This is a genomic window from uncultured Phycicoccus sp. (assembly GCF_947495705.1).
Taxonomy (GTDB): domain Bacteria; phylum Actinomycetota; class Actinomycetes; order Actinomycetales; family Dermatophilaceae; genus Phycicoccus.
Genome location: NZ_CANLZR010000013.1, coordinates 21,455 through 48,231, shown reverse-complemented (window position 1 = coordinate 48,231; position 26,777 = coordinate 21,455). Strand labels below are relative to the sequence as shown.

General features: G+C 72.6%; 24 protein-coding genes and 1 other RNA gene. 17 read left to right on the top strand and 8 right to left on the bottom strand.

What is annotated here, in order from left to right; all coding sequences use genetic code 11:
- Positions 1 to 2: 2 nt before the first annotated feature.
- Together Q0963_RS15440 and Q0963_RS15435 are read right to left on the bottom strand one after the other, a co-directional pair.
- A complete protein-coding gene (locus Q0963_RS15440; protein ID WP_299447777.1) occupies positions 3 to 896 on the bottom strand; it encodes an oxygenase MpaB family protein in 894 nt (297 codons plus the stop codon).
- A 76-nt stretch (positions 897 to 972) separates the two neighbouring features.
- A complete protein-coding gene (locus tag Q0963_RS15435) occupies positions 973 to 1,719 on the bottom strand; it encodes a YaaA family protein (protein ID WP_299447775.1) in 747 nt (248 codons plus the stop codon).
- A gap of 32 nt (positions 1,720 to 1,751) precedes the next feature.
- Here Q0963_RS15435 and Q0963_RS15430 point away from each other — a divergent pair, with 32 nt between their 5' ends.
- The 8 genes from Q0963_RS15430 (at position 1,752) to Q0963_RS15395 (ending at position 8,707) form a co-directional block, all read left to right on the top strand.
- On the top strand, positions 1,752 to 3,200 hold the full coding sequence (locus tag Q0963_RS15430; RefSeq protein WP_299447773.1) for an RNB domain-containing ribonuclease: 1,449 nt from the start codon (positions 1,752 to 1,754) through the stop codon (positions 3,198 to 3,200).
- Between the two features lie 20 nt (positions 3,201 to 3,220).
- An RNA gene (gene rnpB, locus Q0963_RS15425) (RNase P RNA component class A) lies at positions 3,221 to 3,600 on the top strand.
- 255 nt (positions 3,601 to 3,855) lie between these two features.
- Positions 3,856 to 4,953, top strand: coding sequence for a Gfo/Idh/MocA family protein (locus Q0963_RS15420; protein WP_299447771.1), 1,098 nt, complete (start codon positions 3,856 to 3,858; stop codon positions 4,951 to 4,953).
- Between the two features lie 259 nt (positions 4,954 to 5,212).
- Positions 5,213 to 6,385: an IS110 family transposase gene (locus Q0963_RS15415; RefSeq protein WP_367180075.1), complete on the top strand. Its 1,173-nt coding sequence runs from the start codon at positions 5,213 to 5,215 to the stop codon at positions 6,383 to 6,385.
- Between the two features lie 150 nt (positions 6,386 to 6,535).
- On the top strand, positions 6,536 to 6,781 hold the full coding sequence (locus Q0963_RS15410; RefSeq protein WP_299447769.1) for a type II toxin-antitoxin system Phd/YefM family antitoxin: 246 nt from the start codon (positions 6,536 to 6,538) through the stop codon (positions 6,779 to 6,781).
- Entirely contained in the window at positions 6,778 to 7,035 is a 258-nt protein-coding gene (locus Q0963_RS15405; RefSeq protein WP_299447767.1) for a Txe/YoeB family addiction module toxin, read from the top strand. The genes Q0963_RS15410 and Q0963_RS15405 overlap by 4 nt, the downstream gene beginning before the upstream one ends.
- A gap of 309 nt (positions 7,036 to 7,344) precedes the next feature.
- Positions 7,345 to 8,001, top strand: coding sequence for a B12-binding domain-containing protein (locus Q0963_RS15400; RefSeq protein ID WP_299447765.1), 657 nt, complete (start codon positions 7,345 to 7,347; stop codon positions 7,999 to 8,001).
- Between the two features lie 46 nt (positions 8,002 to 8,047).
- Positions 8,048 to 8,707 carry an MBL fold metallo-hydrolase gene (locus tag Q0963_RS15395; protein WP_299447763.1) on the top strand — a complete coding sequence of 220 codons (660 nt, stop codon included), beginning with the start codon at positions 8,048 to 8,050 and terminating at the stop codon, positions 8,705 to 8,707.
- Between the two features lie 12 nt (positions 8,708 to 8,719).
- On the opposite strand, the gene Q0963_RS15390 is transcribed toward Q0963_RS15395, so the two are convergent.
- Genes Q0963_RS15390 through map form a run of 3 tightly spaced genes read right to left on the bottom strand, consistent with a single transcriptional unit; the run spans position 8,720 to position 10,852 of the window.
- The gene (locus Q0963_RS15390) at positions 8,720 to 9,196 is read right to left on the bottom strand and encodes a DUF1772 domain-containing protein (RefSeq protein ID WP_299447761.1); all 477 of its coding nucleotides are present in this window, start codon (positions 9,194 to 9,196) and stop codon (positions 8,720 to 8,722) included.
- 7 nt (positions 9,197 to 9,203) lie between these two features.
- Positions 9,204 to 9,983, bottom strand: coding sequence for a polyphosphate--glucose phosphotransferase (ppgK, locus tag Q0963_RS15385; protein WP_299447759.1), 780 nt, complete (start codon positions 9,981 to 9,983; stop codon positions 9,204 to 9,206).
- Positions 9,980 to 10,852, bottom strand: coding sequence for a type I methionyl aminopeptidase (gene map / locus Q0963_RS15380; protein ID WP_299447757.1), 873 nt, complete (start codon positions 10,850 to 10,852; stop codon positions 9,980 to 9,982). The genes ppgK and map overlap by 4 nt, the downstream gene beginning before the upstream one ends.
- A 43-nt stretch (positions 10,853 to 10,895) precedes the next feature.
- On the opposite strand from map, the gene Q0963_RS15375 reads away from it, so the two are divergent.
- Complete coding sequence (locus Q0963_RS15375; RefSeq protein ID WP_299447756.1) at positions 10,896 to 11,102, top strand: methionine aminopeptidase; 207 nt, start codon at positions 10,896 to 10,898, stop codon at positions 11,100 to 11,102.
- Positions 11,103 to 11,108: 6 nt separating this feature from the next.
- Here Q0963_RS15375 and Q0963_RS15370 read toward each other — a convergent pair whose 3' ends face one another.
- The 3 genes from Q0963_RS15370 to Q0963_RS15360 all read right to left on the bottom strand — a co-directional run bounded on the left by Q0963_RS15370 (position 11,109) and on the right by Q0963_RS15360 (position 15,148).
- Positions 11,109 to 11,783: a bifunctional 2-polyprenyl-6-hydroxyphenol methylase/3-demethylubiquinol 3-O-methyltransferase UbiG gene (locus tag Q0963_RS15370; RefSeq protein ID WP_299447754.1), complete on the bottom strand. Its 675-nt coding sequence runs from the start codon at positions 11,781 to 11,783 to the stop codon at positions 11,109 to 11,111.
- An 8-nt stretch (positions 11,784 to 11,791) separates the two neighbouring features.
- Complete coding sequence (gene panB / locus Q0963_RS15365; RefSeq protein WP_299447752.1) at positions 11,792 to 12,673, bottom strand: 3-methyl-2-oxobutanoate hydroxymethyltransferase; 882 nt, start codon at positions 12,671 to 12,673, stop codon at positions 11,792 to 11,794.
- Positions 12,674 to 12,760: 87 nt separating this feature from the next.
- The gene (locus Q0963_RS15360; RefSeq protein ID WP_299447750.1) at positions 12,761 to 15,148 is read right to left on the bottom strand and encodes an immune inhibitor A domain-containing protein; all 2,388 of its coding nucleotides are present in this window, start codon (positions 15,146 to 15,148) and stop codon (positions 12,761 to 12,763) included.
- Between the two features lie 287 nt (positions 15,149 to 15,435).
- Between Q0963_RS15360 and Q0963_RS15355 the strand changes: the two genes are divergently transcribed.
- The 8 genes from Q0963_RS15355 (at position 15,436) to hisH (ending at position 26,739) form a co-directional block, all read left to right on the top strand.
- The gene (locus tag Q0963_RS15355) at positions 15,436 to 17,772 is read left to right on the top strand and encodes an immune inhibitor A domain-containing protein (protein ID WP_299447748.1); all 2,337 of its coding nucleotides are present in this window, start codon (positions 15,436 to 15,438) and stop codon (positions 17,770 to 17,772) included.
- A 95-nt stretch (positions 17,773 to 17,867) separates the two neighbouring features.
- Positions 17,868 to 19,205, top strand: a complete 1,338-nt coding sequence (glnA, locus tag Q0963_RS15350) for a type I glutamate--ammonia ligase (protein ID WP_299447746.1) — start codon at positions 17,868 to 17,870, stop codon at positions 19,203 to 19,205.
- Positions 19,206 to 19,212: 7 nt separating this feature from the next.
- Positions 19,213 to 22,209 carry a bifunctional [glutamine synthetase] adenylyltransferase/[glutamine synthetase]-adenylyl-L-tyrosine phosphorylase gene (locus Q0963_RS15345; RefSeq protein ID WP_299447744.1) on the top strand — a complete coding sequence of 999 codons (2,997 nt, stop codon included), beginning with the start codon at positions 19,213 to 19,215 and terminating at the stop codon, positions 22,207 to 22,209.
- A 62-nt stretch (positions 22,210 to 22,271) separates the two neighbouring features.
- Positions 22,272 to 23,621 carry a histidinol dehydrogenase gene (gene hisD / locus Q0963_RS15340; RefSeq protein ID WP_299447742.1) on the top strand — a complete coding sequence of 450 codons (1,350 nt, stop codon included), beginning with the start codon at positions 22,272 to 22,274 and terminating at the stop codon, positions 23,619 to 23,621.
- Between the two features lie 71 nt (positions 23,622 to 23,692).
- Positions 23,693 to 24,817, top strand: coding sequence for a histidinol-phosphate transaminase (locus tag Q0963_RS15335; RefSeq protein WP_299447740.1), 1,125 nt, complete (start codon positions 23,693 to 23,695; stop codon positions 24,815 to 24,817).
- Positions 24,814 to 25,428 (top strand): imidazoleglycerol-phosphate dehydratase HisB, encoded by a 615-nt coding sequence (gene hisB / locus Q0963_RS15330; protein ID WP_299447738.1) that lies wholly within the window; start codon positions 24,814 to 24,816, stop codon positions 25,426 to 25,428. Before Q0963_RS15335 ends, hisB begins: the two co-directional genes overlap by 4 nt.
- Before the next feature lie 4 nt (positions 25,429 to 25,432).
- Positions 25,433 to 26,101: a hypothetical protein gene (locus Q0963_RS15325; RefSeq protein ID WP_299447736.1), complete on the top strand. Its 669-nt coding sequence runs from the start codon at positions 25,433 to 25,435 to the stop codon at positions 26,099 to 26,101.
- Positions 26,098 to 26,739 (top strand): imidazole glycerol phosphate synthase subunit HisH, encoded by a 642-nt coding sequence (hisH, locus tag Q0963_RS15320; protein WP_299447734.1) that lies wholly within the window; start codon positions 26,098 to 26,100, stop codon positions 26,737 to 26,739. The genes Q0963_RS15325 and hisH overlap by 4 nt, the downstream gene beginning before the upstream one ends.
- Positions 26,740 to 26,777: the final 38 nt, after the last annotated feature.

Below are 26,777 nucleotides of genomic sequence, written 5' to 3'. Positions count from 1 at the left end.
ACTCACGGGCGCTCCGCCCCGGCCACCTGGCGCTCCTGGGCGACCCCGGCCATCGCCCAGCGCACGGTCCGGGTTCCGACCAGGCCCAACACCCCGGCGGCCCGCGCCGCGGCGGCGGGCACCGGGAGACGCAGCTCGCGCCGGGCCCAGTCCGGCAGCGTCGCGACCCCACCGGCCGCGATGAGCCCGTACCCGGGGCGCGCCGTCCAGGGCAGAGGAGGGTCGAGCAGCAGGAACCGGGCCGCGTCGCGCGCCGCGTCACTCGCCCGCAGGACGGGGCGGTACGCCTCGATCGCGGCGTCGAGGCCACGGACGGTGGTGGGGACCTCGGTGGCGCCGAGCCGCCGAGCGACCAGACCGGCCTGCTCGACGTAGGCGTCGGCCTCGTCGACCCCCAGCGGTGAGGCCGCGAAGCGCTGGTAGGCCGCGAGGAAGGACCACGCCTCCGCGACGTGCACCCAGCGCAGGAGGTCCGGGTCCGAGGCCCGGTACGGACGGCCGCGGTCGTCCCGGCCGCGGACCCGGTCGTGGATGCTCCGCACCCGCGCGATCGTGGCCTCGGCGTCCTCGACGGTCCCGAAGGTCGTCGTGGCGAGGAAGTGCGAGGTGCGCTGGAGGCGGCCCCACGGGTCGCCCCGGTACCCGCTGTGCCCGGCGACCCCGGCCATCGCGGAGGGGTGCAGGGACTGCAGCAGCAGGGCGGCGACCCCGCCGGGGAACATCGCGGCGTCCGCGTGCACCCGCCACACCGGGTCCGCGGGGCTGAACCAGCGCTCGCCGGGCTTGCCCCAGATGACCCGGGCGCGGTCGGGGGCGTCGTCCCCGGCCACCCGGGCCCGCAGGGCCTGCCCGAGCCGTCGCTGGGCACTGCGCGTCACTGCGTCGATGGCCGTCATCGTCCTCCGTCGGTCCTCGGTCTCACCCGGACAACGGCCCGCGGCGCCCGCGCGCTTCCCGGTGTCGAAGGTTGGGTCAGCGGGGGAGGACGTCGAGCACCCAAGGCGCGCCGCGGCGGGCGGGCTCGTGGAGGTCGACGTCGAAGGCGCCGGAGACGACGTCGGCGACAGCGGGCACCGACCGGGCGGCGACCCCGGCGACACACAGGTGCCGGGCCACGAGGCCGCGGGTGTGCTTGGCCATGTGGCTCGCGCCCGGGACCCGCACCTGCACCCATCGCTGCGCGAGGTCCGGCCCGGGCCGCCAGGCGGCGCCGTACGCGGCGGACCGGCAGTCGAGCACCACCCCGCGCCCGGCCGCCTCGGTCAGGGGCGCGTCGAGGGCAGTACGCCACCACGCGGCGAGCGGGCCGACCCCCGGCAGGTCGACGCCCATGGCGAGCCGGTACGCGGTGATGCGGTCGGTGAGGCGCACCGCGCCGTGCAGGGCCGACACGATGACGAGCCACCGCTGGGCCCGGCGCCGGGCGGATGCGTCGAGCGACCCGAGGTCGAGGGCGTCGTAGAGCACCCCCGTGTAGACCTGCGCGGCGGGCGTCGCGGGGAGCACGTCGAGCCGGGTGTTGCGGGCGACCTCGCCGAGCAGCGCGGCGGACACGCCGAGGACGTCCGCGGCCTCGGGGGTGTGGCTCACCTCCGCCAGGGCCTCGGCGACCCGGGCACGGGCCGGTGCCAGCGCGGGGAAGGACCAGGTGCCGGGGTCGGCCGGAGCCCCACGCGGGCGGTTCCACTTCGACTCCGACGGCGGGAGCAGGATGAGCACCGGCACAGCCTACGGACGTTAGGTTGGGCCCCATGCCGCATCCCCGGGTCGTGCTGCGCCCCACCGACCTCGACACGACCCGCGACGTCGAGCAGGCGCTGCGGGCCCGCTTCGAGGCCGTCCGCGCCGAGCTCGAGATCGACGAGGAGTACCCCGCCGACGCGCTCGCCGAGGCCGAGCGGGTCGCCGCCTCGCCCCCGGAGCTGCCCTCCCGCGACGAGACCGACGTCCCGTACGTGACGCTCGACCCGCCGGGCTCGATGGACCTCGACCAGGCCCTGCACATCGAGCGGGCCGGCGCCGGCCATCGCATCCGCTACGCCATCGCCGACGTGCCGGCGTTCGTGCGGCCGGGTGGGGCGCTCGACCGCGCCACCCGTCAGCGCGGCCAGACCGTCTACTGCCCCGACGAGCGGGTCCCGCTGCACCCGACGGTGCTGTCCGAGGCGGCGGCGAGCCTGCTCCCCGGTCAGGTGCGTCCGGCGTTCGTCTGGGACCTGCGCCTCGACGGCGACGGCGTGCTCGTCGGGTCCGAGGTGCGGCGCGCCCTCGTGCGCAGCACCGCGCGGCTCGAGTACGACGCGGTCCAGGCCGACGTCGACGCCGGGACCGCCGACGAGGTGCTCCTGCTCCTGAAGGAGGTCGGCGAGCGGCGGATCGCCCAGGAGCGCGCCCGGGGCGGGGCGAGCCTGCCGATGCCCGAGCAGGAGGTCACGGAGCGGCCGGACGGCGGCTTCACTCTCGAGTTCCGTCCGCCGGTCGCCGCCGAGGAGTGGAACGCCCAGCTCTCGCTGCTCACCGGGATGGCGGCCGCGTCGATGATGCTCGAGGCCGGCGTGGGGGTGCTGCGCACCATGCCGCCGCCCACCGACGAGGCGCTCGCGCGGTTCCGGCGCGCCGCGCGCGGCCTGCACGTCGACTGGCCCGAGGGCACCTCGTACGGCGACCTCGTCCGCGGCCTGGACCGCACCGACCCCCGCCACCTGGCCCTCATCCACGAGGCCACCGCCCTGTTCCGGGGCGCGGGCTACACGGCCTTCGACGGTGCGGCACCGGCCGAGCGCGAGCACGCCGCCGTCGCCGCGCCGTACGCCCACGTGACGGCGCCGCTGCGCCGCCTCGTCGACCGCTTCGGGCTCGTCGTCTGCGAGGCGGTGAGCCGCGGCGCTGCCGTGCCGGCCGAGGTGCGCGCCGCACTCCCGGAGCTGCCCCACCTCATGCGGGCCTCCGACCGGGTGGCCCGGACCGCCGAGCGCGCCTGCGCGAACGCCACCGAGGCCGCCGTCCTGAGCCGACGGGTCGGGGACGTCCTCGACGCCGTCGTCGTCGACCACCTCGAGAACGGCATGGAGGTCCAGCTCGTCGACGCGCCCGTGCTCGCGAAGGCGGCCGGTGACCGGGCGCCGCTGGGGGAGCGGGTGCGGGTCCGGGTCGAGCGGGCCGACGTCGCCGCCGGCGAGCTGGTCCTCGTGCGCGCCTGACCCCCTAGACTGGTCGCGGACGAGTCGGGCGGACGGTCGCGTCGGTGGGTGACCACCGCCGAGGAAGGTCCGGGCTCCGAAGGGCAGGATGGTGGCCAACAGCCACCCGGGGTGACCCGCGGGACAGTGCCACAGAAAGCAGACCGCCCCACCGCGCGAGCGGTGCGGGTAAGGGTGAAACGGTGGTGTAAGAGACCACCAGCGGCCTGGGTGACCAGGTCGGCTCGGTAAACCCCATCCGGAGCAAGCCCAGACAGCGTGCGTTCGAGGGCGGCCCGCCCGAGCACGCGGGTAGGGCGCTGGAGGTGGTCGGCAACGGCCACCCGAGATGGATGACCGTCACCGGGTCGCCGGCAACGGCGGCCCGGGACAGAACCCGGCCTACAGCCCGACTCGTCCACTTCACCGTGGCTGACCCGCGCTCACCCAGCCGGAGACACCACGGTCGGTCCCGAGGTGTTCCTTGGCCCGGCGGTGCTTCGGGGTAGCCGGCGTCGTCGAACCTGCGGGCAACCGCACCCAGGTAGGTCGGATCAGCGACGGCAGGGACGCTGCACGGTCCTTGGCGCCCTCGGACGAGGTGTGCTTGGGTAGTCGGTGCCGACATGGCATTCCGTCATCGTCGACGTTCGTGGGGCTGTCCGGGAGGTGCCCGATGAGGGAACAGGTTCGTATCGGGCTGATCGGCACGAGCGACTGGGCCGACGGCTTCCACCTTCCAGCGGTCGCTTCCCACGAGTCGGGCGGCGTCGTCGCGATCTGTGGACGCGACCGACAACGCGCTGAGGCACTGGCCGAGAAGCACGGGGTGCCCGGCGTCTACACCGACTACCGGGCAATGATCGACCAAGCTCCTCTCGACGCGGTCATCGTGGCGACACCGGAGGACCTCCACCACCCGATGACGATGGCGGCCCTGGAGGCCGGGAAGCACGTGCTGTGCGAGAAGCCGATGGCGTTCAGCACGGCCGAGTCCCAGGAGATGCTCGACGCAGCAGAAGCTGCGGGCGTCAAGCACATGATCCAGTTCACCAACCGGGGTCTCCCGCACTACCGCTTCGTCAAGCAGCTGCTCGACGACGGATATGTCGGCGAGCCGTACCAGGCGTACTTCTCCTGGCCGACCGGTTGGTTCCCGGACAGCGACATCGCCGGCCATCGCTGGGCCTTCGACGCTCGGCGAGCCAAAGGGGCGGCGAGCGAGCTCGGCGCACACATGATCGACCTGGCTCGGTGGTTCCTCGGCGACGTCGTCAGGGTCAGTGCCACCCTCCGGAACTTCGTCGAGATGCTCGACGAGGACGGCACCCCGATGGAGAACGCGAACGACTCCGCCTACCTGCTCCTCGACTTCGTCGGCGGTGCCCACGGCGCCGTGCACGTCGGGTCGCCGAACATCACCGGGGACGACCTCCACCACTCTGGGCAGGTCGTGGTCATCAGCGGCAGCGACGGCACCCTCGAGGCCCGGTGCGACCCGTGGACAGACCCGGGAGTTTCTGAGATCAGGGGTCTACGACGAGGAGCGTCCGGTGCCGCGACGCTCACCATCCCCGATACGTACCTCGACGGGGCCGACCCGGATGACATGTTCGAGGTGTTCATGTCCCAGTCGATCGGGCCCCGCCTCTTCATCGACGCGATCATCCACGACCTGGCCGTCAGCCCCAGCTTCAGCGACGGCCACGCGGTCCAGCGGATCATCGACGCAGCCGTCGCATCGAACCTGACGGGCACAGCCCAGGTCCTGTGAGGGGCACGTGCTGCCAGACGCGTCGACTTGCGGCTACTAGACGATTCACGTAGGACCGGTGTCTGGCCAGACTCGGTCCAGGTGATCGGCGGGCGGCTCTCCTTGCGGCTGCCCACCAGCATTGACGGTGTGGCTCACTTTCGGGCTGCGGCCCGCCGGTCACCGTGACGAGGCGTGGCTCAAGAAGGGACTGCCCTGCTCGTAGTAGCACTGCCCACCTCGCCGTCTCCATTGGATCGAGCGCAGGCAGGAGCAGCGCATGAGTCACGTGATCATTGGGGTCGATCCCCACAAGCTGTCGGCGACGATCGAGGTCGTCAACGACCGTGAACGCAAGCTCGGCGGTGGCCGGTTCACCACCGACAAGGCCGGCTACGCGGCGATGGTCAAGTACGCCAAGGCCTGGCCGGAACGGACCTGGGCGGTCGAGGGCGCCAACGGGGTCGGCCGGCCACTCGCGCAGCGGCTGCTGGAGGCCGGTGAGCACGTGGTCGACGTCCCGGCCAAGCTCGCCGCTCGGGTGCGGCTGTTCGACACCGGCCACAATCGCAAGAGCGACGCCCACGACGCGCACTCCATCGCCATGGTCGCGGTCCGCACCAAGGGCCTGCGGGTCCTCGCTCTCGATCCGGAGCTCGAGGCGTTGCGGATGCTGGTCGAGCGGCGTGAGGCCTTGACCCGTCGGCGGGTGCAAACCGTCGGCCGGCTGCAGGCCCTGCTGGCGGAACTGCTTCCCGGACAGGCCAAGAAAGACATCACCACCGGCCAAGCCAAGCGGATGCTGGCCTCGGTCCGACCACGGGACATCGCCGGGAAGACCCGCCGGCGGATCGCTGCCGAAGAGCTCGCGGAGCTGGTCGCGGTCGAGACCAAGATGAAGAAGACCACCGCCGAGCTCAAAGCGATCGTGCTGGCTCGCGGGTCGCACCTGATGGACCTGCCTGGCGTCGGGCCCGTCGTCGCGGCCAGGATCCTGGCCGACGTCGGGGCCGTGACCCGGTTCGCCGACCGCAACCGGTTCGCGTCCTGGACCGGCACCGCGCCCCTGGACGCCTCCTCCGGGGAGCAGTCCCGCCACCGGCTCTCCCGCGCCGGAGACCGGCGGGTCAACCACATGATCCATATCGCCGCGATCAGCCAGCTGCGCCTGGACACCGAAGGCCGGGCCTACTACCGGCGCAAGCGCGCCGCCGGGAAACGACCCCTCGAAGCCATCCGCTGCCTCAAGCGGCGGATCTCCGACGCCATTTCCGACAGCTCGTCGCCGACGCCGCGTCCGCACCTCGCACAGGGGTGGACGCGGGTCCGGGAGGGCACTGCGGGGCGTCTCAAGAATCCAGCGCGGCCGGCTCCAACCCGCACACCGGCACTTCGGATCAGCCACTTCCCGGACCCGCACCCACGACGCTACGCCCGACCCCGACCGCTGTGAAGAGAGTCCTCGACGCCACCGGTTGACAACAGAAGGGAGCCGAAAGGACGCAGGTGCGAAACGCCCTCCACTCTGCCGAATGGAGGGCGTTTGTCGGCGCACGCGGATCGTGGCACACTGGTACAAGATCCTGTACCAGTAGGAGAGATCATGGCTGTCACCGCCAGCGAGGCACGGAAGAACTTGTTTCCGCTGATCGAACAGGTCAACGAGGACCGCACTCCGATCGAGATCACCTCCCGCCGCGGCGACGCGGTGTTGATGTCCCGCGCGGACTTCGACGCGCTCGAGGAGACGGCCCACCTGCTGCGGGTCCCCGCCAACGCCCGCCACCTGCTCGAGAGCCTGCAGCAGGCGCAGTCCGGACAGCGGGACGAGCACGACCTGGTGCGATGAGGCTGGTCTTCACACCGAACGGGTGGGCGGATTACACCTACTGGCTGGCCGCTGACCGGCAGATGCTCAAACGGATCAACCGACTCATCGATGACGCGCTGCGTGACCCAGTGGCCGGCATCGGTAAGCCCGAGCCGCTGCGGCACATGCTGGCCGGCGCATGGTCACGTCGGATCACCGAGGAGCACCGGCTCGTCTACCTCGTGGACGGCGATGATCTGATCATCCTCCAGGCCCGCTTCCACTACTCCTGACGAGTCGACCGCTCCTGCCGCGATCCGCGCGGTCGAGCGGCTCGTAATCGGCGTGTTGCCTCCCCTCGATGGCGGGCGAGCAAGGGGTAGCCCCTTCTGGGCGGTGTGGGCGTACGTGCCGCGACGAAGAAGGCAGCGCCCGCAACCTCCGCGCACCGCAGACCAGGACGAAGCCGGGGGACTCGTGGACGGCCCGCAGGGTGGTGTCGCGCCAGCCCCTATGACTGCGCGGGGTGCGCGTGGGTGCTTGGACCGGCGCCGCGGCGGGTATTGTGCCAGGACCCGATGCCCCGACCCGGAGGAGTGTGCATGGGTCCGGCGACCACGCCTGATCTCGAGGAGGCGCGTGCCCGCGTCCTGGCGGCGACGCGTGATCTCGACGGAGCGACGGTCCGCGAGGTCCTGCTCGACGCCCTGCTGATCTCCGGGGTCGACGCCACCGTCACCCAGGTCATCCTGCCGGTGCTCAAGGACGTCGGCGACGGTTGGGAGTCCGGCCGGCTCGGCGTCGTCCACGAGCACTTCGTCTCGGGCGCGGTCCGCGGCGTGCTCGGCGAGCTGCGGCTCCCGGTGCACGGCAGCCAGGTCCGTACCGTCGTGCTCGCCTGCCCGCCGCGCGAGCTGCACGACCTGCCTCTCGAGCTGTTCGGGGCGATGCTGCACGCCCGCTGGTGGCGGGTCGTGAGCCTCGGCGCCAACACCCCGATGACCGCCATCGGCGAGGCGGCCCGGTTCCTGGGCGCCGACGCGTGCGTCCTCGCCGGCGTGCGCCGCTCGGCGTTCGAGGCCCGGCTGCCGTCCCTGACCCGGCTCGCACGGTCCGTGCCGGTCTTCATCGCCGGCGAGGGAGCGATGGCCCTGCCCGACCCGCCCCGGGACCTCACCGTCCTGTCCGCCGACCTCGTCGAGGCGGCCGAGCTCGTCGACGCCGTGGGGGCCCGGCTCGCCGAGCCCGCCGTCGGCTGACCGCGGCTCTTCCCCCCGAAGGCCGCCCGGGGACTAGCGTGGCGGTATGCGGATCACCCATCTCGGCCACGCCTGCCTGCTCGTCGAGATGGCCGACATCCGGCTGCTCATCGACCCCGGCACGTTCAGCGACGACGACGTCCTGACCCTGCGGGACCTCGACGCCGTGCTCGTGACCCACCAGCACCCTGACCACCTCGACCCGCGCCGGGTCCCCGACATCGTGGCGGCAAACCCCGACGCCCGCGTCGTCTGCGACCCGGGCAGCGCCGACGTGCTGGCCGGCCTGGGCGTCGACGCGGAGGCGCACGACGGCACCTCGACGGTCGGACCGGTGCGGATCACCCCTGTCGGGACCATCCACGCGCTCATCCACGAGGACATCCCGCGGATCCCCAACGTCGGCGTCCGCCTCGACGCCGACGGCGAGCCCGCGTTCTTCCACCCCGGCGACGCGCTCGACGCCGACCCCGGCCCGGTCGAGGTGCTCGCGTTCCCGCTCCAGGCGCCCTGGGCGCGCAGCCGCGACATGACCGGCTTCCTGCGTCGGCTCGGGGCGCCGCACGCGGTCCCCGTCCACGACGGCCTGCTGCAGCGGCGGGGGCGCGAGCTGTACCTGGGGCAGGCCGCGCGGCTCGGCCACGACGAGACCCGCATCCACGACCTCGCCGGCCGCGGCGCGGTGGAGTTCCGCGCGGGGGAGTAGCCCCCTCCGGCCTCAGCCCGCGGCGACGGCGGCGACCGCGAGCAGCAGCGAGGCGAGCACCCCGAGCACGCCCCGGGCGTGGTTCGCCCGCAGCCACGGCGCCGCGAACTCCCGCCACCGGTCGGCCGAGTCCGGCCCGCCGGGGTCCGCCCGGTCGAGGCGCTGGTTCAGCGGGATGTTGACCGCGATGGTCACCAGGAGCGCGGCCACCGCGGCCACCGCCCCGGCGACGGCCCACCAGCGGCCCGGGCCCGCGCCGACGAGCGCGACGACCCCGGACCCGAGAGCGAGCAGCGTCGACCCGAACAGCAGCGTCATGAACGCCGGCGTCGGCGCGCGCCGGTTGATCTCCTGCATCGCCCGGACCGAGCCGGCCGGCCCGAGGTCGTCGACGGCGCGCATGACGAACGTCGAGAAAGCGAAGAACACGCCCGCGTTCAGGGCCGTCGCCACCGAGGCGACGACGGACAGGACGACGGGTGCGCGCATGACCGGCTCAGGCCGTGTGCGTCCCGTGCTTGCGCTGCGCGGCCGTCGCGAGCACCGCGGCGCCGATGATGCCCGCCTTGTTCTTCAGCACCGCCGGGATGATCGGGGTGCGGATGTCGAGGAGGGGGAGGAACTGGTCGGCGTCCTTGGACACCCCGCCGCCGACGACGATGAGGTCGGGCCACAGCAGGTCCTCGAGCCGGCGGTAGTACACCTGGAGTCGCTCGGCCCACTCCGGGTAGCTGAGGCCCTCGCGGGTCTTCACCGAGCTGGCGGCCCGGGTCTCGGCGTCGTAGCCGTCGATCTCGAGGTGGCCCAGCTCGGAGTTGGGAACGAGGACGCCCTCGTTGAAGATCGCCGTGCCGATGCCCGTGCCCAGGGTCGTGAGCACGACGAGGCCCTCGTGCCCCTTCGCGGCGCCGTAGTGGAGCTCGCCGACCCCGGCCGCGTCCGCGTCGTTGACGACGACGACGTCGTGCTGGAGGCGGTCCTCGAGGAGCTTCTCGATCTCGCAGCCGATCCACGACGGGTGGATGTTGGCGGCGGTCTTCACCACGCCGTGCTGGACGACCCCTGGGATGGTCACGCCGATGGGCGAGCCGCTGCGCACCTCGTCGAAGTGCTCGACGACGGTGGCAATGACGTCACAGACCGCTTCCGGGGTGGAGATCGCGGGGGTGTCGATGCGCAGCCGCTTCTGGGCGAAGTCACCGGTGACGAGGTCGACCGGGGCGCCCTTGATCCCGCTGCCGCCGACGTCGATGCCGAGGGGGTGTCCGGTGCTCATGCTGCATCTCCCAGGGTGAGGATCTCGGGGCCGTGCTCGGTGACGAGGATCGTGTGCTCGAACTGTGCCGAACGGCGGCGGTCCTTCGTCACGACCGTCCACCCGTCGTCCCACATGTCCCACGTGTGGGTGCCGAGGTTGAGCATCGGCTCGACGGTGAAGGTCATGCCCGGCTCGATGACCGTGGCGTACGACGGCGCGGCGTCGTAGTGAGGGACGATGAGCCCGCTGTGGAACGCGGTGCCGATCCCGTGCCCGGTGAAGTCGCGCACCACCCCGTAGCCGAAGCGCTTCGCGTAGGACTCGATGACCCGGCCGATGACGTTGATCTCGCGGCCCGGGCGCGCGGCGCGGATGCCGCGCATCATCGCCTCGTGGGTGCGCTCGACGAGCAGCCTGGACTCCTCGTCGACCTCGCCGACCAGGTACGTCGCGTCGGTGTCGCCGTGGACCCCGTCGACGAACGCGGTGATGTCGATGTTGACGATGTCGCCCTCCTCGAGCGGCCGGTCGTCGGGGATGCCGTGGCACACCACCTCGTTGACCGACGTGCACAGCGACTTGGGGAACCCCTTGTAGCCGAGGGTCGAGGGGTAGGCGCCGTGGTCCAGGAGGTACTCGTGGCCGACCCGGTCGAGCTCGTCGGTGGTCACCCCGGGGGCGATGACGGCGGCGGCGGCGGCCATCGCGTTGGCGGCGATCCGCCCGGCGACCCGCATCTTCTCGATGGTCTCGGGGTCCTTGACCTCCGGCCCGGTGTACGGCGACGGCGACGGCTTGTCGACGTACTCGGGCCGGGGGATCGAGGCCGGCACGGTGCGGCGCGGGGAGACCGCACCGGGGGCGACACTGGCGTACGTCGACGGCATACGGTGAGTCTAGGCAGACCGCCCTCACGAAGGAGAACCCGCAATGCACTACTGGTTCAACGTCGACACCGGCGAGGTCGAGACCGACGACTCGCGCAGCCAGGACGCCACCGTGCTCGGGCCGTATGACTCGCAGGAGGCCGCGGCGAACGCGCTGCGGACCGCCCACGAGAACACCGAGCGGTGGGACGAGGAGGACCGCGAGTGGGATGAGCGCGGTGTGCGCCCCACGGCCGAGCCCGACGCCTGAGCCGCCTCAGCCGTTGACGACGCGGTGCACCGAGAGCGCGTAGGTGCTCGACGGGGTGAACCGCTGCTTGTCCCACGACGACCAGCGGGCGATGTACGACAGCCCGGCGGCGCGGGCCCACCGGTCGTAGGCGGCGGTCGTGACCGGCGCGGCGTTCTCGGGCAGCGAGCCCGGCAGGCTGAAGCCGGCGACGAGGTAGCCGCCCGGGGCCAGGTGTGCCGCGAGCCGCTCCAGGACCTGCGGCAGGGTCCCGTCGGCGAGGTAGGGCACGACGTTGCCGGCCATGAGGACGACGTGGAACTCCTGCTCGTGGCGCAGGTCGAGGGTCGCCAGGTCGGCGACGACGAACGGGGTGTTGTGGTCCTCCTGCGCGAGCGCGATGAGGTCGGGGTCGGCGTCGACCCCGACCACGGTGTGCCCGAGGCGGGTCAGCTCGCTGGCGACCCGGCCGTAGCCGCAGCCGGCGTCCAGGACCCGGGACGGCGGGGGAGCGAGCTCGGTGACGAACCGGGCCTCGCCGTGCAGGTCCGCACCGGCCGCCTCGAGGTCGAGGAACCGCTGGCGGTAGGCGCGGGCGGCGTCCCGGCCGCGCTGGAGCCCCGCCCAGCGGGTGCTCGGCCCGGGGCGGGACTGCGGGTTGGTCGAGGTCCACATGCCGCTCGGACGGTCCCAGGTGCTCACGTGGTTCCTCAGGACTCGAAGGAGTGCTCGGCGGCGGGGAACGAGCCGTCGGCCACCTCGGTGGCGTAGGCCTCGGCCGCCCGGCGCAGGTCACCCCGCAGGTCGGCGTACTTCTTGACGAAGCGGGGGGCTCGGCCGCCGCGCAGGCCGGCCATGTCCTGCCACACCAGGACCTGCGCGTCGCAGTCGGGGCCGGCGCCGATGCCGATGGTGGGGATGCGCAGGGCTGCGGTCACCTCCGCAGCGACGGGGGCGGGGACCATCTCCATGACGACGGCGAAGCAGCCGGCGGCCTCGAGGGCGAGGGCGTCGTCCAGGAGCTTCTCGGCGCCCGAGCCGCGGCCCTGCACCTTGTAGCCGCCGAGCACGTGCTCGCTCTGCGGGGTGAAGCCGATGTGTCCCATGACCGGGATGCCCGCGCGCACGAGCAGCTCGACCTCCGGCACCATCGGCCTGCCCCCCTCGAGCTTGACCGCGTGGGCCAGGCCCTCCTTCATGAAGCGGGTCGCCGTCGCGAGCGCCTGCTGGGGGCTGGCCTGGTACGAGCCGAACGGCAGGTCGGCGACGACCATCGCCCGGCGGGCGGCACTCGTGACCGCGCGGACGAGCGGGACGAGGTGGTCGACGGTGACCGGCACCGTCGTCTCGAAGCCGTAAACGTTGTTGCCGGCCGAGTCACCGACGAGCAGGACCGGGATGCCGGCCTCGTCGAAGATCTCGGCGGTGTACATGTCGTACGCGGTGAGCATCGCCCACTTCTCGCCGCGCTCCTTCATCGCCTGCAGGTGCGGCACCCGGACCCGGCGCTGCGGCGCGGCCTGGGCGCCGGTGCCGTAGGGCGCGGTCGACTCCGTGGCGGGAGTCGTGGAGGACGGCGTCGGCTCGCTCATGGGTCGATCGTAGGCCGCACGGAGGGGAGCCCCGGTGGTCGATGACCACCGGGGCTCCCGCGACGCGCCGGCCGGGGCCGGCCGCCGTCACTTCTTCTTCGGGGCCACCGTGACGTTGAGGTGGCCGCCGGTCGTGGCGCCGTTGACCGTGACCGTGGTCCCGGTCTTCGGCACGTCGACCCCGGTCCAGCCGGGCTGGTACCGGCCGACGTGGTCGCCCGTGCAGGCGTGCGTGTCGCAGTCGTACCACCACGTCTTGGTGTCGTCGAAGGTCGGGACGGCCTTCTGCGACGGGATGCTCGCGGGCTGGCTGTCCTTGTGGATCGTGATCCGGTCCGTGCGCTCGGTCCCGAAGGTCGAGTCGTACGAGAGGATCCGCTGGCGCATCAGCGTCCCGTCGGCGTAGTGGTGGAACGTCGGGTGCGCGTCGACCGGGAGGAGGAGGCCCCCGCCGGGGTGGTCGCCGACGTTGTTGTCGGTGAACTCGTCGTTCCAGTACCAGACGAGCAGGCCGTTCTGGTACGGGAAGGTCTCGACCCAGTCGGGCCGCGAGTCCAGGAACCCGAAGTTGTACGCCGTCTTCAGCGAGGCGTCGTACCCGTCGTACTGCCGGTTCTCCAGGACGTAGGCGTTGAAGAAGGACTGCTCCTCGGACCCCGTCGTCTCGCGGAACCCGTCGAAGGTCCAGCCGTCGTCGAGGGCGGTCCCGCTGACCGTGATCGCGTCGACCTGGAAACCGGGGTTCGAGACGGCGGCGTCGGTCTGGTACCGGAACCGGACGCTGTTGGTCCCGGCCGGCAGCGTCGCCGTCAGGTCGGCCCAGTCGGCCACGACCCCGGTGAGACCGGTCTTGCTCGTGTTGAAGCCGCTCTGGTCACCGCTGGTGTCCGAGAGGTTGGTCGCCACCGGGAGCCACGTCGAGCCGCCGTCGGTCGAAGCCTCGAGGAACGCGTAGTCCCAGTCCTCCTCGATGTCGTAGCGGACCTGCGCCGTCAGGGACGTGCCGGTGATCCCGCCGTGGGTCATCGTGTTGTTGAGGTCGTCGCCGGAGCCGCTGTAGAAGAACGTGTCTCCGTCCGCCGGGGCGCCGAGCTCGAGCGGGACGACGTTGTCCGGGAGGACGACGAAGACCGCCTGGGGCGACTTCGTGGCCGGCACGTTCGGGCCGAGCTTGTGCGTCGACTTCTGACCGGCGAAGGCGACCTCGTAGAACGGGCCCTTGCTGCCCTGAGGGTTGAGCCAGCCGAGCTGGAGCAGCTCCCACGCGGAGAGGTCGGTGGGGGCGTCGCCGATGCCGTCCGGCCCACCGTCGCCGATGTTCGAGCCGGAGGACATCAGGGTCCAGAAGCCCGTGGAGTTCTCGGCGCCGCCGGTGTTGCCGGAGGTGTCGTAGAGGTCGGGCAGGCCGAGGTCGTGGGCGTACTCGTGCGCGAAGACGCCGAGCCCGCCGTTCTCGGGCTGGACCGTGTAGTCGCCGAGCCAGATGCCCGTGGGGTTGTTCGGGATCTCACTGCTGCTGACGATGCCGCCGTTGGCGCCGATGTTGACACCGGGCAGGCCGCCGGGGCCGCCGCCCTGGAGGTTGCTGTACCAGCGGTGGCTCCAGATGGCGTCGCTGCCCTGGTTCGGGTCGCCCGCGGCCTGGTCGCCGCCGGCGTGCACGACCTGCATGTGGTCGATGAACCCGTCGGGCTCGGCGAAGTTGCCGTCACCGTCGAGGTCGTAGCGGTCCCAGACGTCGAAGGTCTTGAGGTAGTCGACGATCTGGGTCATCGTCTGACCCGCGTCGAGCTGCTGCTGGACCCAGACGGCCATCGCGTCCCGCGAGAGCGCCTTCGAGGTGGCGCAGACGATGCCGCCGCAGTAGTCGCGGCCGTACAGGGCCTCGTTGAAGGGAACCTGCACCCAGCCGTGCACCGCGCCGTCGACGGAGTACCGGTTGGAGGACTGCGTCTCGAAGTACTTCGCCATCCGGTTGAAGTACATGTCCTCGTAGTGGGCCTTGTCGTAGTCGGCCTGCCAGAGGGTGCTGTTGTCGACGCTGCGGTCGGGCTCGGGGATCTCGTTGTGACGCGGCCCGGTGACGTCGGTGGTGCTGCCGTCGGCGGGGGGACCCTGGAACAGGGGGTTGGGGTACTGCTCGTCGCCGAACTCGACGATGATGACGAACACCGGGTCGGTGCCCTCACGCTGGAGCTGCACGTACTGGCCCTTGCCCACCTTGGCGGTCTTGCCCTGGTAGGCCTTGTCGCCCTCGACCCGCTTCTGGATCGCGGCCTCGGTCTGCGCCGCCTTCTTGCGCGCGAGGGGCAGCGGATGCTCGGGGACGTGCCCGGAGTCGGCGGCGGGCTCGGCGCCCACGTCGACCGGTGGTGCGGCCTGCGCGGGGCCGGTCGCCATGAGCCCGGCGACGAGGAGCCCCGTCGCGGCGACGGCGACGCCCCGGGCGCCTCGGAAGGTGCGGTGACTGTTCACAGTGCTGATCCCCTGTCCGGATCGGATACCCGTGGATTCCCCTTCGCGGTCAGCGGCGGGGACAGGACGATCCTCAGGGTCGGCGGGTGGGCGTGACCAGACCCGGACGGGCCCCGTTACCGATTCGTGACCTTCGTAGCGGCCCGGATGGACGCCACGATCGCTAGGTCATGCCCGCTCTTGACGAAAAACTGACGAAGCCTTGGCAGATCCGGCGGCGATCGTGTGGTTAGGGTCGCCAGGCTCCGCGCTGACAGGGGGTGGAGCGCAACCCATGGAGGAGACTCGTGAAGAGACGACAGGTAAGCGCTGTCTCGGGGATGGCCGTCGCGGCCCTGGCCCTGACGCTGGCACCCGCAGCGGCGACGGCAGTCCCGGTGGCTCCGGACACCCCGGAGAAGGGCACAGCCAAGCAGGACAACCTGCCCAACCCACTGGCCGAGGCCCAGGCCGAGCTGCGTCAGGACGCGATCCAGCAGCTCATCGACGGCGAGGCCACGACGCGGACGATCAACGGCAACCGGGTGATCGAGGTCGCGGGCAAGGGCAAGGACGCCAAGGGCAAGAAGCAGAAGAAGTACGTCAACTACCCGGTCAACCGCGAGGCCGACATCCTCACCATCCTCGTCGAGTTCGGCGACCAGGTGAACGCGGGCACCGGCGGCGAGCCGGGCCCGCAGCGCAACGAGATCCCCGAGCCCGACCGGGACTGGGACGGTGACAGCACCGACAACAACTCGACGTACTGGCTGCCGGACTTCGACCGCGCGCACTACCAGGACATGATGTTCGGGGAGGGCGAGTCGTTCAAGGACTTCTACCTCGAGCAGTCCAACGGCCGCTTCCTCGCCAAGGGTGACGTCTCCGACTGGGTCAAGGTCCCCTACAACGAGGCCCGCTACGGCTCGAACGAGTACTCCTCGTCCGCGACCTACTGGCCCTTCGTGCGGGACACCGCCAAGGCCTGGTACGACGCCGAGAAGGCCGCCGGCAAGACCGACGCCGAGATCAAGCAGTACCTCGCCCAGTTCGACAAGGTCGACCGGTACGACTACGACGGCGACGGCGTCTTCAACGAGCCCGACGGCTACATCGACCACTTCCAGGCCATCCACGCGGGCGAGGGTGAGGAGGCCGGTGGCGGCGCCCAGGGCGCCGACGCCATCTGGTCGCACCGCTGGTACGCCTACTCGAGCAACGTGGGCAAGACCGGGCCCGAGTTCAACAAGCTCGGCGGGGTGCCGCTCGGTGACTCCGGGATGTGGATCGGCGACTACACCACCGAGCCCGAGAACGGCGGCCTCGGCGTGTTCGCGCACGAGTTCGGCCACGACCTCGGCCTGCCCGACCTGTACGACACCGCCGGCGGCGACAACGGCACCGGCTTCTGGACCCTGATGTCCGGCGGCTCGTGGCTGAACCACGGCAAGGACGCCATCGGCACCACCCCCGGGTACATGGGTGCCTGGGAGAAGCTCCAGCTCGGCTGGCTCGACTACCAGGTCGTGCCGTACGGGCAGGACACCGACCTCACCGTCGGTCCGGCCGACCGCGTCGTCAAGGACAAGAAGGCGGCGAACGGCATCCTGCCGCAGGCCGTGATCGTCCCGCTCCCCGAGCGGACGGTGACGACCGAGCACAACGAGCCGCACTCCGGTGAGGGCGAGTGGTGGAGCGGCTACGGCAACGACATCTCCGCGACGCTCACCCGCGACCTCGACCTCACCGGCGCCTCGAGCGCCTCGGTGAGCGCGTACATCTCGGGTGACATCGAGGAGGACTACGACTACCTGTACGGCGAGGTCTCCACCGACGGTGGCTCCTCGTGGACCCAGGTGGGCGAGCCCCTCGACGGCAGCGTCGACGGCGCGGGCAGCGACGTCGCGTGGACCAAGGTCGACTGGGACGTGTCCGAGGCCGCCGGCCAGGACGCCATGTTCCGGTTCCGCTTCGTCACCGACGGCGGAGTGGGCAGCGAGGTCTTCATCGACGACGTCGCCATCACGGTGGACGGCACGACGACGACCGACGACGTCGAGAACGGTGCGGGTGACTGGACCGCCGCCGGCGGCTTCGAGATCATCAACGGCACGACCAGCAAGCAGGTCCGGGACATGTACCTGGCCGAGAACCGGGTGTACAGCGGCTACGACGCGGTGCTCGAGACCGGCCCGTACAACTTCGGGTGGGGCAACACCCGGCCCGACTGGGTCGAGCGGTTCCCGTACCAGAACGGCCTGCTCGTGTGGTTCATGAACGGCGAGTACGACGACAACAACACGAGCACGCACCCCGGTGCCGGTCTCGTGCTGCCCGTCGACGCCCGGCCGGCGCCGGTGACGTTCCCCGACGGCGCGAAGCTCGGCAACCGCCGGCAGCCGTTCGACGCCACCTTCGGCCGGGAGAAGACCGACGCGGTCACCTTCCACCGCAACGGCGTCCCGACGACGGTTCCGTCGAGCAAGGGCATCCCGACCTTCGACGACACGAACCCGAACCGGTACTGGACCGCGGACAACCCGTGGAGCTCCACCAAGGTGGCGGGCTCGGGAACGAGCATCACCGTGGACAAGTCCATGAAGAAGGGTGACCAGCTGAAGCTGTCGGTGGACTTCGCCGACTGACCTCCGCAGGTCGACGGAGGGGCCCGGGCACGATGCCCGGGCCCCTCTGCCGTGCCGTCACACGGCCGTCACCTCGATGCGGCAGGATGCGGGACATGGACCGTCAGCAGGAGTTCGTCCTCCGCACCATCGAAGAGCGCGACATCCGGTTCGTCCGGTTGTGGTTCACCGACGTGCTCGGCACCCTGAAGTCCGTCGCGGTCGCCCCCGCCGAGCTCGAGGGCGCGTTCGCCGAGGGGATCGGCTTCGACGGCTCGGTCATCGAGGGCTTCGCCCGGGTGTACGAGGCCGACATGCTCGCCAAGCCCGACCCGTCGACCTTCCAGGTGCTGCCCTGGCGGGGCGAGAGCAACGGCACGGCCCGGATGTTCTGCGACATCACCCTGCCCGACGGCGCCCCGAGCATGGCCGACCCCCGGCACGTGCTGCAGCGGGCGCTGGCGAAGGCGTCCGACATGGGCTTCACCTTCTACACCCACCCCGAGATCGAGTTCTTCCTCCTCAAGCAGGGCTGGAACCCCGGCGACCGCCCCGTCCCGATCGACACCTCCGGTTACTTCGACCACACCCCGCACGGGTCGAGCGCCGACTTCCGGCGCGCGGCGATCACGATGCTCGAGGACATGGGTATCTCCGTCGAGTTCAGCCACCACGAGGCGGGCCCCGGCCAGAACGAGATCGACCTGCGCTACGCCGACGCGCTCTCGACCGCCGACAACATCATGACCTTCCGCACCGTCGTCAAGGAGGTCGCGCTCGAGCAGGGCATCTACGCCTCGTTCATGCCCAAGCCGTTCGCCGAGCACCCCGGCTCGGGCATGCACACCCACATGTCGCTCTTCGAGGACGACACCAACGCCTTCCACGAGCCCGGGGCCCCGTACCAGCTCTCCAAGGTCGGCCGGCAGTTCATCGCGGGCCTGCTGCGGCACGGCGCCGAGACCGCCGCCGTCACCAACCAGTGGGTCAACAGCTACAAGCGGCTGTGGGGCGGGGCCGAGGCGCCCGCATACCTCACCTGGGGCCACAACAACCGCTCCGCGCTCGTGCGGGTGCCGATGTACAAGCCCGACAAGGGGCAGAGCACCCGCGTCGAGGTCCGCAGCATCGACACCGCGTGCAACCCGTACCTCACCTTCGCGGTGCTGCTCGCCGCCGGGCTCAAGGGCATCGAGGAGGGCTACGAGCTGCCGCCCGAGACCGAGGACGACGTGTGGACCCTCACCGACGGCGAACGGCGGGCCATGGGGATCAAGCCGCTGCCGGCGAGCCTGGCCGAGGCGATCGAGGCGATGGAGAACAGCGAGCTCGTCGCCGAGACCCTCGGTGAGCACACCTTCGACTTCTTCCTCCGCAACAAGCGCGCCGAGTGGGCCGACTACCGCAACCAGGTCACGCCCTTCGAGCTCGATCGGTACCTGCCGAGCCTGTGAGGGCGCGATGAGCTCGCGCGCCCCCGAGTCCGTCCCGGCGGGGGCCGCCAGGCTGGGCTTCGACGACCCCGGGCGTGCCAACGCCCTGCTCGACGACCCCGCGCTCGAGGGCATCGCGGGCTCGCCCGACCGGATCGACGCCGGGGGGCTCAGCGAGGGCCTCGCGCGGGTGGCCGACCCCGACGGGGCCCTGCTGGCGCTCGTCCGGTTCATGGAGGCCGTCGCCGAGGTCCCCGGCCTGCGGGCCGAGGTCGTCGCCGCGATCAAGGACGACACGGTGGAGCGGGCCCGGCTCCTCGCGGTCCTCGGCGGGTCCACCGCGCTCGCGGACCACCTCGTCGCCCACCCCGAACACTGGACGGCGGCCACCGAGGCCCGGCCGCTCACCGCGCAGGAGCGGCGCGACCGGCTCGTGCGGGCCGTCCTCGAGCCCGGTGACGTGCCGCCGGCCGACGTGCTGCGCATCTGCTACCGCGAGCAGCTCATCGGTATCGCCGTCGCCGACCTCACCGCCGAGGACCCGCTCGAGGTCCTCCCGGACGTCGCCGCCGCGCTGGCCGACCTCGCCGGCGCCGCGCTCGAGGCCGCGCTCCAGCTGGCGCGGGCCGAGGCCGGGCCGGCCGCCGACTCGGCGCGCCTCGCCGTCATCGCGATGGGCAAGACCGGCGGGCACGAGCTCAACTACATCTCCGACGTCGACGTCATCTTCGCGGCCGAACCGGCCGAGGGCGTCGACGAGCACGACGCGCTCGTCGTGGCCACCGACCTCGCGACCCGGCTCATGCGGCTCTGCTCGGCGGCCACCCCGGCCGGCTCGCTGTGGCAGGTCGACCCGGCCCTGCGGCCCGAGGGGAAGAACGGGCCGCTCGTGCGGACCGTCGCCAGCCACCGCGCCTACTACGAGCGGTGGGCCAAGACGTGGGAGTTCCAGGCGCTGCTCAAGGCCCGGCCGGTGGCCGGTGACCCGGAGGTCGGCGAGGCCTACCTCGAGGCCGTCCGCCCGATGGTGTGGCAGGCGTCCTCCCGCGAGAACTTCGTCGGCGACGTCCAGGCGATGCGCCGCCGGGTCGAGGACCACATCCCCAAGGCCGAGGCGGAGCGTCAGGTCAAGCTGGGCCCGGGTGGTCTGCGCGACGTCGAGTTCTCGGTCCAGCTGCTCCAGCTCGTCCACGGCCGGGCCGACGAGACCCTGCGCGGCACGAGCACGCTCGACGCGCTGGACGCACTCTCGGCGGGCGGGTACATCGGCCGTGAGGACGCCGCCACCTTCGGTGCCGCCTACCGGTACCTGCGCGCCCTCGAGCACCGCATCCAGCTGCACCGGCTCCGGCGGACGCACCTCATGCCCGTGGCCGACCAGGACCTGCGCCGGCTCGGGCGGGCGATGGGGCTGCGGACCTCGCCCGACGAGAAGATCCTGGAGCAGTGGCGGGCCCGTCGGCGCGAGGTGCGCCGCCTGCACGAACGGATCTTCTACCGGCCCCTGCTGTCGGCGGTGGCCCGGCTCTCCGACCAGGACGTCCGGCTCACCCCGGAGGCCGCCAGGGAGCGCCTCTCGGCGCTGGGGTTCCGCGACCCCGCGGGAGCCCTGCGGCACCTGGAGGCCCTGACGGCGGGGGTCAGCCGGCGTGCCGCCATCCAGCGCCAGCTGCTGCCGGTGATGCTCGGCTGGTTCGCCGACGAGGCCGACCCCGACGCCGGGCTGCTCGCGTTCCGCAGGATCAGCGACGAGCTCGGCTCGACGCACTGGTACCTGCGGCTGCTCCGCGACGAGGGGTCCGCGGCCGAACGGCTCGCCCACACCCTCGCCCGCAGCCGGTACGCCGCCGCGCTGCTCGAGCAGGCGCCCGAGTGCGTCCAGTTCCTCGGGGACCCGGGCGGGATGACGCCGCGCTCCCGCGAGGAGGTGCTGCGCCGGATGCGGTCGGCGGCCGGGCGCAAGGACGACGCCGAGTCGGCCGTGCTCGCGGCCCGGACCATCCGGCGCTCCGAGCTCTTCCGGGTCGCGGTCGCCGACCTGTCGGGCACGCTGGGCCTCGTCGAGCAGGGCCGTTCGATGACCGACCTCACCTCGGCGCTGCTCGAGGTGACCCTCGAGGTGTGCCACCGCGAGGTGTGCCGGCGCGACGGCCAGGAGCCGCTCACCCGCCTGCTCGTCGTCGGGATGGGGCGGCTCGGGGGAGGCGAGCAGGCGTACGGCTCCGACGCCGACGTCATGTTCGTCCACGACCCCCTGCCCGGCGCCGACGACAACGCGGCGCAGCAGCAGGCGATCGAGGTCGTCAAGCTCCTCATCTCCCTCCTCGGGCGCAGCGGCCCGGACCCCGTGCTCGACGTCGACGCCGGCCTGCGGCCCGAGGGGAAGAACGGCCCGCTCGTCCGCTCGCTCGCCTCGTACCGCGAGTACTACTCCCGCTGGTCCCTCGTCTGGGAGGCGCAGGCCCTGCTGCGGGCCGCGCCGGTGGCCGGCGACGAGGACCTCGCGGCGCGCTTCCTCGAGCTCATCGCGCCGATCCGCTGGCCCGAGGGCGGCCTCGACGCCGCCCAGGTCCGCGAGATCCGCACCCTCAAGGCGAGGGTCGAGGCCGAGCGGCTCCCGCGCGGGGCCGACCGCAAGACGCACTTCAAGCTCGGGCACGGCGGGCTGTCGGACGTCGAGTGGGTCGTCCAGCTCCTCCAGCTCCGCCACGCCCACGCGCGGCCCGAGCTGCGGACCACCTCGACCCTGGAGGCCCTGGAGGCCGCCCAGCGGCTGGGCCTCCTCACCCCCGACCACGCGTCGGCGCTGGCCGCGGCGTGGCGGCTCGCGTCGGCGATGCGCAACGCGAGCATGCTCTTCCGGGGCAAGGCCAGCGACGCCGTGCCGACGTACGACCGGGATGCCGACGGGGTCGCCCGGATCCTCGGCATGGAGGCCGGCAGCGGCCAGGAGCTCGCGGAGCGGTACCGGCGGGCCGCCCGCCGCGCCCGGGTCGCCTACGAGGAGGAGTTCTTCGAGGGCTGAGCCGGGCGGGCCCCGGTGGGCGGCCGGTCCCACCGCCCGGCACGAAACCTAGACTTGGCCCCATGCCCGATCCCTCCGCCGGAGTTCTCGCCCGTCTCGACCTGCGCGGTCGCCGACCCGGCCTGCGCGAGCTGCGCACCGCACTGCCCCGTGCCGAGTTCGACGTCGAGGCCGCCCTCGGGGCCGTCCGCCCCATCGTCGAGGACGTCCGGGCGCGCGGGGCCGCGGCCCTGCAGGAGGCGGCCGTGCGCTTCGACGGTGTCGCGCCCCCCTCCATCCGGGTCCCGGCCGAGGTCGTCCAGCAGGCCGCCGACTCCCTCGACCCCGCCGTCCGGGCCGCTCTCGAGGAGTCCATCCGCCGGGCCCGCATCGTCCACGACGACCAGCGGCGCACCGACACGACGACCCGGGTCGCCGACGGTGGCACCGTCACCGAGCGGTGGGTGCCGGTCGACCGCGTCGGGCTCTACGTCCCCGGCGGCCGGGCCGTGTACCCGAGCAGCGTCGTCATGAACGTCGTCCCCGCCCAGGCGGCCGGCGTGCCGAGCCTGGCCGTGGCGAGCCCGCCGCAGCGCGACCACGGCGGTTGGCCGCACCCGACGATCCTCGCCGCCTGCGCGCTCCTCGGGGTCGACGAGGTCTACGCGGTCGGCGGTGCCCAGGCGGTCGCCGCCTTCGCCTTCGGCTTCGAGGAGGGCGAGCACGTCTGCGAGCCGGTCTCGCTCGTCACAGGCCCAGGCAACATCTACGTCACGGCCGCCAAACGCCTGCTCAAGGGGCTCATCGGCATCGACTCCGAGGCGGGCCCCACCGAGATCGCGGTGCTCGCCGACGCGAGCGCCGACGCCGAGCACGTCGCCTCCGACCTGGTGTCCCAGGCCGAGCACGACCCCCTCGCCGCGGCGGTCCTCGTCACCGACAGCCCGGCCCTCGCCGAGCAGGTCGAGGCTGCCCTCGTCGCACGGGTCGCCGCCACGAAGCACACCGAGCGCGTGGCCGAGGCCCTCGCCGGCCGGCAGTCGGCCATCGTGCTCGTCGACGACCTCGAGGTGGGCCTCGACGTCGTCAACGCCTACGCGGCCGAGCACCTCGAGATCCAGACGGTCGACGCCGCCGCCGTCGCCGCGCGGGTCCGCAACGCCGGCGCCGTGTTCGTCGGCACGTGGGCGCCGGTGAGCCTCGGTGACTACTGCGCGGGCTCCAACCACGTCCTGCCCACCGGCGGCTGCGCCTGCCACAGCAGCGGGCTGTCGGTGCAGTCGTTCCTGCGCGGCATCCACGTCGTCGAGTACGACGAGGCCGCGCTGCGCGAGGTCGGCGGCCACGTCGTGACGCTGGCCCGCGCCGAGGACCTGCCGGCCCACGGCGAGGCCGTCCTCGCCCGCGTCCCGGACGTCGAGCCGGGAGCCTGACGGTCGCGGTCCGCGGCCGGTCCGTGGTCGCCGCGTCGGACGCGTCCAGCACGCCTCCTAGACTCTCGGGCATGGATGCGCGCGCGACGGTCGAGGCGATGCTGCGGCCGGACCTGCGGGGTCGGTCGGCCTACGGCGCGCCCCAGCTGGACGTCCCCGTCGCGCTCAACACCAACGAGAACTCCTACCCCGTGCCCGAGGTCGTCGTGGCGGCGATGGCGCGCGCCGTCGAGGAGGCCGCCCGCGGCCTCAACCGGTACCCCGACCGCGAGTTCACCCGCCTCCGCGAGGCGCTCGCCGGCTTCCTGTCCCGCGCGGGGACCCTCGTCGCGCCGGACCAGGTGTGGGCGGGCAACGGGTCCAACGAGGTCCTGCTCCACCTGCTGCAGGCCTTCGGCGGGCCGGGCCGCACCGCGCTGGGCTTCACGCCGGCGTACTCGATGCACCCGATCATCACGACGACGACGGGCACGGCCTGGGTCGACGGACTGCGCGGGGTCCCCGGGGCCGGCGCCTTCGACCTCGACGCGGCGTCGGCGGTGGCCCAGGTGCGTGAGCACCGGCCCGACGTCGTCTTCCTCTGCTCCCCGAACAACCCGACGGGGACGGCGCTCACCCTCGACGTCGTCGAGGCCGTGTACGACGCCACCGACGGCCTCGTCGTCGTCGACGAGGCGTACGCCGAGTTCGCCCGCCCCGGCGCCCCGTCCGCCCTCACGCTGCTGAGCGGGCGCCCCCGCCTCGTCGTGACCCGCACGATGAGCAAGGCGTTCGCCCTGGCGGGGGGCCGGCTCGGCTACCTCGCGGCCGACCCGGCCCTTGTCGACGCGCTGCGGCTGGTCCGGATGCCGTACCACCTCTCGACCCCCACCCAGGCCGTGGCCCTCGCCGCCCTCGACCACGCCGACCTCATGCTCGAGACCGTCGAGGTGGTCAAGCACCAGCGCGACCGCATCGTCGACCGCCTGACCGCGATGGGCCTGGACCCGGTCCCCAGCGACGCGAACTTCGTCCTGTTCGGCGGCCTCGCCGACGCCCGTCTCACCTGGCAGGCCCTGCTCGACCGGGGCGTCCTCATCCGAGATGTCGGCATTCCCCACTATCTTCGTGTCACGGCCGGGACACCCGAGGAGATCACCGCGTTCCTCGACGCCCTCGCCGTGCTCGTCCCGACCCACGCAGGAGCGACCCAGTGAGCACCGCCCCGACCCACCGCACCGCCACCGTGCGCCGGGCCACGTCCGAGAGCACCGTCGAGGTGACCGTCGACCTCGACGGCACCGGCCGCGGGCAGGTGAGCACGGGGGTGCCCTTCTACGACCACATGCTCCTCTCCCTCGCCAAGCACTCGCTCATCGACCTCACCGTCTCCGCCGACGGCGACACGCACGTCGACGCGCACCACACCGTCGAGGACGTGGCGATCGTCCTCGGGCAGGCGGTCCGGGAGGCCCTCGGCGACAAGTCGGGCATCGCGCGCTTCGGCGACGCCACCGTCCCGCTCGACGAGGCGCTCGTGCTGGCGGTCGTCGACGTGGCGGGCCGGCCGTACGTCGTCCACGAGGGCGAACCCGCCGGCCAGGAGTACGCCGTCATCGGCGGCCACTACGTCGGCTCGCTCACCCGGCACGTCCTGGAGTCCTTCGCCTTCCACGCCCAGATCGCCCTGCACGTCACAGTGCTGTCGGGCCGCGACCCGCACCACGTCGTCGAGGCCCAGTTCAAGGCGCTCGCGCGGGCCCTGCGTGCCGCGCTCGCCCGCGACCCGCGCGTCGAGGGTGTCCCGAGCGCGAAGGGCGCCCTGTAACCCCGTGGCCGGTGACGTCCGCACCGGCGCCGGGCACGGGCTGCTGCTCGTGCGCCGGCCGCCGGCCGCTGTCGGCCGGTGGCTCCGTCGTGGGCTCGTCTCCGCCACGATGGCCCCGCTCGACGGCTGGACCGGCGTCACCGTCGCCGAGTCCGAGGCGCGCAGCGCCGCCCCGTACGACGTCGCGCTCGAGGTCCTCGCGGCCCGGCCGGCCCCCCGCGGGGGCAAGCCGGTGCTCGGGTTCTTCGACCTGCACGGCAAGGCCGCGTTCACGCTCCAGCCCACCGGGCTCCGCGCCGGGCAGCGCTGGCTCGTCTGGCAGCCGTCCATCGGGGTCGTCGAGACCCCCTCGCTCTCCCGGCTCGGGCTGCCCTCGCTCGTCGGGGCCGCCGGGGCCGCCGGGCGGACCTCCCCCCAGGACCTCGCCGCCGTGCTCCGCTCCGGCGAGGGCACGGCGCTCGACGTGCTCGTCACCGTCCTCGGGCTCCTCGGGCTCCCCGGGCACGACCTCCTCGTGCGCGGTGACTGCCCGGGCGCCAGCGACGTCGAGCCCGGCACGCGGGGCGTCCTGATGTTCGACCGGCTCATGGCCGACGAGGCGCAGCACCGCGCCGAGTGGGAGTCGGCCTGGGGTGGGCGGGCGCCCGGCAGCGCCGCGGACGGGCCGCGATGAGCCGCACCGTCGTGGTCCTCGAGTACGGGAGCGGCAACGTCCACTCGGCCGTGCGCGCCCTCGAGCACGTCGGTGCCGACGTCGAGCTCACCTCCGACGGCGCCGCCGCCCTGGCGGCCGACGGGTTGTTCGTCCCCGGGGTCGGCAACTTCCACGCGTGCATGGCCGGGCTCGCCGACGCCGGCGGGCCGCTGGTCATCGACCGGCGGCTCGCGGGCGGGCGGCCCGTCCTCGGCGTCTGCGTCGGGATGCAGGTGCTGTTCGACGGCTCCACCGAGCCGAGCGCGACGCCCATCCCCGGGCTGGGGGAGTGGCCGGGCACCGTGACGCGTCTCCAGGCACCCGTCGTGCCGCACATGGGCTGGTCCACCGTCGAGGCCGCGCCGGGCAGCATGCTGTTCGCGGGGGTCGAGGGCGAGCGCTTCTACTTCGTGCACTCCTACGCCGCCCACACCTGGGACCTCGCGCCGGGGGACGAGCACTTCGCGGCGGTCCGGCCGCGGGTCACCTGGGCGACGCACGGGGAGCGCTTCGTCGCCGCCGTCGAGAACGGGCCGCTGTGCGCGACGCAGTTCCACCCCGAGAAGTCCGGGGAGGCCGGGCTCGCCCTGCTCGAGAACTGGGTCCGCTCCCTCTGACCCCGCCCCAAGGTGTTATCGGGTGACCCGATAAGCCC